The following is a 9,362-nucleotide window of genomic DNA, read 5'->3' on the forward strand; positions in this document are numbered from 1 at the left end:
CCCCGAGCGTGAAGTCGTGGTGCCTGGCGGCGGTCGCCGTCGGGAGCCCCTTCCTGGCATCCCGGCGGCGGCCTGTGCCCTCATCACACCCGTCGGGCCCGTGTGCCGGGCAGGGCTCGCAGGGGGGCTCACAACTTGCGAAACCGGTTCACCCAGGGTTCGCGGGGCAATACCCTCAGTGCCTCAAGGCGCGGGAAGGCGGACCGGCTTCCCGCGCCCAGCCGGAATGCGCACGACTGAAAATGCCCAGTCGACGCGGCCGGCCCCATGGCGTTTCCTCGTCAGCAGCCATGTTGCTGACCTGGTGGAAGAGGTGCTGAAGGTGGCGTCGACCAGCCGTCGGAAGCGTCCGCCGAACGCGGACCTGGCCCGGCTCATCGAGACCAGCGGAGCGAGCCACAAGTCCCTGGCTCTGCGGGTCAACCAGCTCGCCCAGCAGGCGGGGCTGGAGACGGACTACTCGCATACCTCGATCGCGAACTGGTGCCAGCGGGGCATGATCCCCAAGTGGCCGGTGCCGAACCTCCTCGCGCAGGCGATCGGTGAACGGCTCGGCCGACCGGTGTCGCTTGGCGAGATCGGAATGGGCGATGCGGAGACACCGGACGCGGATGTGGGGTTGGATTTCCCGCGGGACCGTGGCGATGCGGTCCGAGTGGCCACCTCGTTCTGGAGTTTCGTGAACCGCCGCGACTTCCTGACCGGATCCGGCTTCGCCGTGTCCGCGTTCACCACCCCCGTGACCCGCTGGCTGGTCACCCCCGCCGACGAGGCCGCCGACCACACCGGCGGCAAGCAGGTCGGCCGGGCCGACCTGGAAGAACTCCGCGACGCGGCCGACGAGGCCCGCCGCTGGGACTCTAAATATGGCGGCGGGAACTGGAAGGCCAACTCCGTCACCGTCTGCCTCCAGGAACGGGCCGCCCCGCTGCTGCGGGGCTCCTTCACCGACGACGTCGGCCGCGATCTGTTCTCCGTCACCAGCGAGCTGTCCCGGCTGGCCGGCTGGACAGCCTTCGACGTCGGACAGCACGACGTCGCCCAGCGACACTTCATCCAGGCCCTCCGCCTCGCCCGCGCGGGCGGCGACGTCGAGCTCGGCTGCTATGTCCTGACCACCATGGCGATGCAGTCGCTACTACGGGGCTTCGCCTCCGAGGCCGTCGACATGGCCCAGGGAGCCTTCGAGCGGGCCAATGGGCGGGCCGCCCCCAGGGTGCTGGCCTTCACCAAGCTGATCGAGGCCCGTGCTCACGCCCGCGACAGGGACGCCAGGGCCGCCTCTCGGGCCCTGAGGGCTTCCGAGGACCTCCTGAGCCGGGCGGAAGCTTCCAGCGGCTCAGAGCCTGCCTGGATTGACTTCTATCACCATGCCCGCCTGTCCGCGGACGCTGCCGAGGTCTTCCGCGATCTGAAGAACCCCAAGGCAGCCCTGGCCTGGAACCAGCAGGCCACCGCCATGCCGACGGGGGTATTCACCCGCTCGGTCGGGATGCGCCTGGCGATCGTGGGGACCGCCCACCTCCAGGCCCGCGACCTCGACCACGGCCTGGAACTCGGCAACCGGTCGGTGGACATCCTCGCCCGCGTCCAGTCCTCCAGGGCCAAGGACTACGTCCGCGAATTCAGCACCGCCCTCGCCCCCTGGCGCCGGGAGCCGGCCGTCCGCGAGTTCATCCACCGCACCCGCCAAGAACTCGGCGCCGCCGCCTGACCGGCCCAGACCAGACGACCGCGACTACGAGCCGGGCTCGGGTGCCGGACGCAACGCCACCACCGGGGCCTGCTTGCGGCCCTTCTGGCCGCGAAGCTGGTCGTTCTCGACCGTGAGAACGTTGACCACCCGGGCGAACATATCGATCTCGGCCTGCTGCCGCTTGTTCTCCTTGATCACCTCAGCGAGCCTTTCCTTGGTCTTCTTCAGCTCCTCCCGCAGCTTGCGTTCACTGTCGGGGACCTGTCCCTGGGCCTTCACCCTCGCGTAGAACTCGTCCTTTAGGTCGGTGTGCCGGTGGGTGAGGACGTGCCGCTTCACGTCCGCCTCGGCTGCCAGCGCCAGGACGGTCAGAGCTCCGTCGGACCGCAACGGGGTGCCGGCCAGCAGCCGGTACATCGCGGCCCGAATGTTCGTCCTCTCCTTGTCCCGGCTCACAACTCGGCCCCCGTTCCCGGCATGACGCGGTCGTTGTCGTGCTGGTCGGCGAGCTCGGCCAGGTTCTGGGCCCGTTCCCGCAGCCGGTCGGCCAGGGGGGCGGGGACCAGCCCGGAGGTGGCCTGACGGTTCAGGCTGTCGGCGGCCTCCCGCAGCTTGCGTGCGTGGGTGTCGGTTCGGGCGATGTTCGCGCAGTTGGCCTTGCAGCGGTCCAGGCTCGGAGCCTCGTTCTTCCCGCCGCGGCCCGGATGGCAAAGTGCCTTGGCCCGGTCGTAGTTGCAGAACAGGAAGGCTTCCTTGTTCTCGAAGACGTTCAGGGTCGGGTCGGCCAGCAGACTGCGGGCCTGACGGACCGAGGCGATGATCCCGCCGAAGCGGTGGTGTTCCTGGGCAGCGGAATGGATCAGCCGCCTCGCGGCCGGGCCAGAGATGCCCTCGCCGTCCTGGATGGCCTCGTGGACCTCGCTGAGGTGTTCGGCGACGTTGCGGGCCGTCTCGAAGTCCAGCAGGTCATGGATGCCACCGCGTGAGCGCGAACCGTAGCCCTGGCTGATCAGCGTGCGCATGTGGCCGTACTGAACCGCCAGCGCCACCAGCCCGCCCGGCCGGCGGGCGATGTGCCAGGCCAGGGTCCGGCGGAAGCGGCCGGTGCCGACCCGGCCGTGCGGGTCTGCTGGGATCGCCTCCGCCTGCCGCCCCCGGCTCTCGGCATGGGTGTTGACCCACTCGATGAAAGACTCGATGCGGTTACTCATCGTGGCGATCGCCAGCGACCGGCCGCTGCGGCGCTCGGGTAGCCGCGGGTCGTGGGCCTCCGCAGCGAACAACAGGCCGTCACTGCCGAGCCGTTCCAGGACCCGCACTGTCGTCACCACCTGCGGGACCGCGACCCAGGGTGCCTCGCGGACGATTCCGGCGGAGTCGTGGTTGCCGTTCTCATCACGGGCGACCTTGAACACCCTTCCGTAGATCAGGTGCCGCTTCGCTGCTTCCTCGTCCCCCGCCAGGTCCGGGCAGCATCCGTTCTCCAGGCCCAGCACCTCCCCGGTCCGCATCCCCGTCAGGTAGCCCAGGACGATGAAGCACGCGGTGACCAGGTGCTTGACCAGGGTGGTGATGCTGTAGAACTCGAACGGCTCGTGCCAGGGCTCGCCGCCCAGCTTGGCGGTGACTGGTGCCTCCAGCAGGCAGGGGCCGTGGTGGTCGCGGGTGTATGCCTTCCAGCGCGGCCGTCGCATGGTGCTGTGGACCTTCTTCGGCGGCGTCCCGGTCGTGGCCGCAAGGAAGATCCCGGCAGCGGCCAGCGGCTTGTTCGGGTTCCAGCTGGTCACCGGGACCGGCCTGCCCTCGGCCTCCAACTGCTCAAGGAAGGACACCAGCCCGTCGCCGCAGCCGGGTGTGAGTGGCACGTCCAGGGCATCGGCGGCGGCGACCAGGCGGCGGTGTTCCTCGTAGGCGGTCAGGATGTCGTCGGCGTACTCCTCAACGAACCGCAGGGCCCAGACCAACAGCGGGCCCATGACGACCGGGGAGATCGGTTCGGTGATGTTCTCGCCCCCCGGCGTGGCGGCTGGCAGGTAGTCGTCCATGCCCTCGGACACCCAGGGCGGCTCGACCAGCCGGTCGGCCTGCGGCAGATGCCGGCCGTAGTAGTGGAGTCGGGACAGCCCCACCAGGTAGCCGACGGCCGTGTTGCGGGCTAGGCCGCGCTTCTTGTCCAGTTGCAGGGCGAAGTCCGCCAGGTCCTCCGCCGCCACGTGTGACAGCCGGGTGATCCCGCGTTCATGGAGCCACTGAGCGAACTGCGACCACTGGTTGACCGTCTTCAGGATCCGGCCCGCACTCAGCTTGGACCGCATGGCGGCACCGTGCCGGGCGACGTCCTCGTCGGGCAGCGGGTAGTTGATCAGCGTCCAGGACGCGAAGCGGAACGGCTCGCGGAAGACCTCCGGAAACCACCGCCAGTAGATGATGTCGTCCGTCGCCGACGGATTCTGCGTCAGCGCGAGCACCGACCAGCCGGGATCCCCGTAGCGGGGGACGAACGGGCGGCGTTCCTCGGGGACCAGTGCCGGGTCGAACACGAAGGCGCCGAGCGCGGGGGGCAGGAACAGCGGGTTCAGGGCCAGGCTCATGCGTCGAACCCCCGCTTCAGCAGCTGGTCGATGATCTCCCGGTCCCGGGCGGTCGCGGCGTCCAAGGCGTCTTCCCATTCGGTGTCGGTGAAGTCCGGGGCTCTGCGGAGTTCCCGCAGTCGCGCGTAGGGTTCGCGCCAATCCTGATCCCACACCTCCGGCGCGAGGACGGCCTTCAGCTCCTCCAGCACGTGCAGGAGATAGGCCAGCCGCGGTAGATGGCGCGGGGTGATCACGGCGTTCGGGCAGGCCGTGCAGAGCAGGAACGACGCCCGGCACGGCACCCCCTGGCCCCCGAAGGGGCTGTGCGTGTAGTCAGTGCAGCCGGTGGTCGGGGTGTCCTGGTCGGCGTCCGTCTCGGCCCTGCTGATCTGAGCCTTGAAGGACGCGCGGGCCGTCTCGACCGCCTCCGCAATGCCGTCGGCGATCACCGGCTGGGCGGCGGTGTGGGTACGCGGGTCCGGTAGGACGTAGACCTCGTCGTGGGTGTCCTGGCTGTGCTGGGTGGGCTGGCGCTGGTGGGCGATCACCACGGTCTTCCGCAGCCTGCGCAGGTTCAGCGAGACTCCGCCGCCCAGGTCGTCGCGAAAGTTGCGCCAGACATCGGGCAGGAAGTCGTTGCCTTTGAACAGCCCGGCGGGGCTCTCTCCGTAGACCTCCCGCCGCTGAGACAGGCGCCAGACGACCAGCCGGTCGGTGGGCTCCCCGAGGCTCTTCAGCGTCTCCCGGGCCGGGGCCGTGGCCTCGATCGCGTGCGTGATCAGCCGTCCGGGAGAGGCCGCCCCCCAGTCGGCGAGATTCCGCGTCTCAAAGCGCGCGGCCTGGCTCCGGCGCCGCTTCTCCAGCTCGATCCGGTAGATGACCTGCCCTTCGTTCCCTGCGTCCGGGCTCGCGTCGGGCACCGTCAGCTCCATGACCGGAGTCGCGTTCCAGCCGTAGGCGGCGATCATCAAGGTCATCAGCGCGCATGCCTCCTGCGTGGTCAGGAACAGCCGCATCCACGTGTGCTCGGCCCGGTCACTGCCCAGAGCCTCGGTGTAGCGCGAATCGGCCCGCTGACGGCCGTGAGAACCGGTGTAGAACGGTGTCTCGCCGGTGCGGACCAGGTGGTCCAGGGCCTCGCCCACCAGCCAGCCGTCCGTACGCTTCTCGAACCGGCCCGCCCGCCAGTCCGTAAGGTGCTGCCAGTTGTCGCGGATGCGGTGCAGAGCGGGACGGAACTTCTGGGTCGCGGCTAGCTTGATCTGGTCGAACTCCTCGTGGCTGTAGGCGGTCTCCTTAGGCGCCTTTGGCTTCGGCACCCGCTTCTTCATCAGGTTCCGTGTCGCCTCGGGCACCCTTGGGTGGTCCTTCAGCAGTCTGGCGACCTTGCGAATCTGCTGGCCGCCCGTGGAGTTCGGTGTTCGGCTCAGCCGCCAGGCCGCCCACGTCTCCGGCTCCAATTCGCCCAGCGACTGGGGCATGTGATCATGCGCGGCCAGGAAACGGCTGAAGTAGAGCAGGATCAGCCAGGACTCCCGGCTGGACGGGATCGTCTTCCAGGCTCCCGCTGGGCCGCACTGGACGGCGAAGACTTCCGCCAGTTCACGCTGCAGTCGCGGGCCGACTGCCAGCTGCCCGAAGTCGTAACTGGCCTTCTTCACGCCGTCCTCGGCTGTGTGCCGGACCACCAGATCGCCGGGCTCCAGCGGCGGCCGACGGCGATGCCCCTCGTCGCCGGGCAGGGAAGCGCGTCGTCCTCGTGCACTCATACCAGTACCTCGCTGTCCAGGACGCGCTCCGACATGTTTGCGATCCGGGCCAGGAGTTCGTTGGTGCCCGGGTCAGCCTCGTCCAGCAGCAGGGACCGGATCTGCAGGTCCGAGACGGGAGCGAGGTAGATCTTGCGGGTGGTCTCCTCGCTCGCGTGATCGAGGAGGTTTTTGACCATGCGCCAGGCATCCCCGTAGAGCAGCCTGAAGTCCCGTCTCTCCTCCGGGGAAAGCCCGAACCGCTTGTCGAGGATGTGCATCAGCGCGGCCAACATCTTCAGCGCGAACGAGTGCCGGGCCATGTGAGGAGTGAAGTACGGCACCTTGGCGACCTTGCCCTTCAGGACCGTGCGGCACCGCTGCGACGCGGCCCGGTAGACCGCCTCCCACGAGTGCGGCTGGAACGGACTGCCGTCCTCTGACAGCCACAGCCACAACGGCTCCAGACCACCGTCCCCCTCAATGAACAGACGCTGGCGTTCCTCCACGTCCAGCGAGGTCAGGGCACGCTCGACCGACTGCCCCGACTCATCGCGGAAGTGGAGGGTCGACTCCTGCCAGCCGGAACGCTTCTGCACGATCCAGATGTCGTCCATCGCCTCGTAGCGGCCCCTGGCCTGGGCCCTGCGGATCGCCGCCCGCCGCGTCGTGCCCTCATAGGCGATGACCGACCGCAGATCCTCGACGGCAACGTAGAACGTCCGCTCACGCCGGCTCTTGGTGGCCGCCTTCCCCAGCCGCCCGTCGAAGTATCGCTTCATACTCTCCTCCAAGGCCGGGACCTCGAAGGTCAGCAGCGAACCGCCCTCCGACAGCCGCATCCCCGAAGAGAACAGCAGGTCGGAGTAGGCAGCGTTGCGGTCGTCGTTGCGGCCGCGGAACGACGCATCCCGCCGTCCCTCGGCGGTGTAGCCGCGCAGGCCCACGTCCCGCCACATCCGGTAGGCCCGGGGCGTCAGCCACTTCACATTGCTCGACCGCGCGTCCTTGGCCCGCTGAGCCGGGACGCTCACCATCTCGCCGTGGCGGCCCAGCACTTCGCGCTCCAGCACCGGGTTAACCGCGACGTGCTTCTTGGCCGCGGCCCACTTGTAGAGCCTGGTCAGCGCCGCAAGTTCACGGTTCCACTTCGATCCGCCGATCCGCTTCGGGTTCCGCGGCGACCAGCGCCGCCAGTCCTCGAAGTCGAGCAGATCCTCCGCCTCGGCCTCACACCAGTTCTTGTCCCGATGCCACAGGAAGTTGAAGAACAGGCAGCAGTCCCCCGCGTAATTCCGCCGCGTCTCCTTCGCCAGGTGCGCGAACGCCGAGCGCGTCGTGTACAGCGTCAGCCTCGGATCCACTCGGTAGTTCGGGTCCGTAAAGAACACGTCCCCCGGGTCGATCCGAGCGGCCTCCTCCCGTACGTCGAGATCGGACCACTCTCGCAGCACAGGGTGATCACTCACCGCTGCGGCATGCCGCCTCGTGACCCAGTGCACTTGCCAGGTCTTACTCAACACGACCCTCTCCGTCCACAACACGAACTGCTGCAACACGAAGATTCAATAGGGAATACCGGGCACATGGCGAACGCCCAGTCCGGTGGCGGCCATCCGGTGACCAGTCTGACGAGCGGTGGGGGCCGGACGACGGCGATGAGCAGCAGGACCGCGCAGCCGCTCGCCAGCCAGATCCGGCGCCGCACCCTGCGTACCGCGAGCACCGCGAGGAGCGTGGCCAGAGCGAGCAGCAGGCCACCGCCCCAGCCGCCCGGCCAGTTCGTCTCCGCACCCGGCAGCGCGGCGCCCGTCCGGGCGACCGACGCGATCCACCCGGCGGGCCAGCCCGCGCAGACGGCGACCCAGGCGGCCGCCGGAGCGGCGACGGGCGCCACGGCGAGCGCGGCGAACCCGAGGACGGTCGCCGGGGCGACCGCGAGTTCGGCGAGCAGGTTGCACGGGATCGCTACCAGACTGACCCGGGCGGCGAAGACGGCCACCACCGGGGCGCACACCGCCTGGGCGGCGGCCGTCGCCGCGAGCGCCTCGGCGAAGCGGGGCGGGACGCCGCGGCGGCGCAGCGCGGCGCTCCACCGCGGCGCCAGGGTCAGCAGCGCTCCGGTGGCCAGCACGGACAGCAGGAATCCGTAGCCGCGCGCCAGCCATGGGTGGAACAGCACCAGCAGCAGTACGGCCGCGGCGAGCGCGGGCAGCAGCGAGCGGCGGCGTCCGGTGGCGATGGCGAGCAGGGTGATCAGTCCGCAGGCGGCGGCGCGCAGCACGCTGGGTTCGGGGCGGCAGACCACGACGAAGGCCAGGGTGAGCAGGCCGCCCAGCAGTGCGGTGGCGCGCAGCGGGATGCCGAGCCGGGGCGCCAGCCCGCCGCGCTCGGCGCGCAGCGCCCGGCCGGGCGGTCCGATGAGCAGCAGCAACACGATGGAGAGGTTGCTTCCGCTGACGGCCAGCAGGTGCGTCAGGTCGGTCGCTTCGAAGGCGCGGTGCAGGTCGTCGGGGATGCGTGAGGTGTCGCCGACGACCAGTCCGGGCAGCAGGGCGCGGGCGTCCGGTGGGAGCCCGTCGGTGGCCTGGCGCAGCCCGGCGCGCAGTTCCCCGGCGGCGCGCTGGAGACGGTTCGGTGCGCCCACGACCGCGGGCCCGCCCGGATCGACCCGCAGCACGGCGGCGTACGGAGCGCTCCGGTCCCGTGGCGGGTCCAGCCGGCCGGTCAGCCGTAGCCGGGTGGAGGGCAGGAGCTGCCGCCACCGGTCCTGTGCGGTGAAGGACATGACGAGGACGGGGGTGCGTACGGCGGCGGGCGCGGACTGCGCGGACCGCACCCTGGTCACTTCGGCGTCGAGCATGACGCCGGCCGGCCCCGTCCGTGGTCCGTCCATGACGGGCTTGGTGAGGCGGGGGTCGGAGGTGACGACGGCCTCGACGGTCACCCTGGCGTACCGGTCGGCCAGTTCGGGCACCGGGCCGCGGCGCAGGTCCGCACCGTGCAGGCCGGCGGACATGGCGCCCGCCGCCGCGCACAGCAGGACCGCCGCCGCGGCGGTGGCGTTCTGCCGCCACCAGGCGGCTCTGGTCCACGGGGCGGCGCGTGTCCGCCGACCGGCCGGGGAGGCGCCGGCCAGGAGGTCAGGTCCTGGCGGGCCGCCCGGCGACGCGGCGGTGGCCGCCGCTTCCTGCCGGGCGGACCTCGGACCCGGTGCGCGCGCCCGGGCGGCGGTGGCCAGAAGGGCGAGCGCGCCCGCGACGCACACCGCGACGGCGAGGGCCGTCCACGCCCCCGGGGCGCCGAGGGCGAGCGCGGCCGCGACCCAGGCGGCTACGGCGGGGC

Annotated in this window: 5 protein-coding genes and 1 pseudogene; 1 reads left to right on the forward strand and 5 read right to left on the reverse strand. The window is 70.5% G+C overall.

Annotated features, from left to right (window positions below; genetic code table 11):
- Nucleotides 1–322: 322 nt before the first annotated feature.
- The gene (locus tag C6N75_RS05315; RefSeq protein WP_105867675.1) at nucleotides 323–1,714 is read left to right on the forward strand and encodes a sporulation protein; all 1,392 of its coding nucleotides are present in this window, start codon (nucleotides 323–325) and stop codon (nucleotides 1,712–1,714) included.
- Between the two features lie 24 nt (nucleotides 1,715–1,738).
- Here the strand turns inward: C6N75_RS05315 and C6N75_RS05320 are convergent, their stop codons facing one another.
- From C6N75_RS05320 to C6N75_RS05340, 5 genes and pseudogenes are all read right to left on the reverse strand, one after another.
- Nucleotides 1,739–2,152 carry a hypothetical protein gene (locus C6N75_RS05320; protein WP_219852846.1) on the reverse strand — a complete coding sequence of 138 codons (414 nt, stop codon included), beginning with the start codon at nucleotides 2,150–2,152 and terminating at the stop codon, nucleotides 1,739–1,741.
- Complete coding sequence (locus C6N75_RS05325) at nucleotides 2,149–4,287, reverse strand: integrase (protein WP_105867667.1); 2,139 nt, start codon at nucleotides 4,285–4,287, stop codon at nucleotides 2,149–2,151. The genes C6N75_RS05320 and C6N75_RS05325 overlap by 4 nt, the downstream gene beginning before the upstream one ends.
- Nucleotides 4,284–6,038, reverse strand: coding sequence for a hypothetical protein (locus C6N75_RS05330; RefSeq protein ID WP_146132488.1), 1,755 nt, complete (start codon nucleotides 6,036–6,038; stop codon nucleotides 4,284–4,286). The genes C6N75_RS05325 and C6N75_RS05330 overlap by 4 nt, the downstream gene beginning before the upstream one ends.
- The gene (locus C6N75_RS05335; RefSeq protein WP_258177240.1) at nucleotides 6,035–7,540 is read right to left on the reverse strand and encodes a site-specific integrase; all 1,506 of its coding nucleotides are present in this window, start codon (nucleotides 7,538–7,540) and stop codon (nucleotides 6,035–6,037) included. The genes C6N75_RS05330 and C6N75_RS05335 overlap by 4 nt, the downstream gene beginning before the upstream one ends.
- Nucleotides 7,541–7,593: 53 nt before the next feature.
- A pseudogene (locus tag C6N75_RS05340) lies at nucleotides 7,594–9,362 on the reverse strand (ComEC/Rec2 family competence protein); the annotation flags it as partial.

Source organism: Streptomyces solincola (assembly GCF_002982015.1).
Classification (GTDB): Bacteria; Actinomycetota; Actinomycetes; order Streptomycetales; family Streptomycetaceae; genus Streptomyces; species Streptomyces solincola.

Coding starts and splice junctions, on each gene's coding strand:
- C6N75_RS05325 (WP_105867667.1), bottom strand. CDS start 4,287: ATGAGCCTGGCCCTGAACCCGCTGTTCCTGCCCCCCGCGCTCGGCGCC.
- C6N75_RS05330 (WP_146132488.1), bottom strand. CDS start 6,038: ATGAGTGCACGAGGACGACGCGCTTCCCTGCCCGGCGACGAGGGGCAT.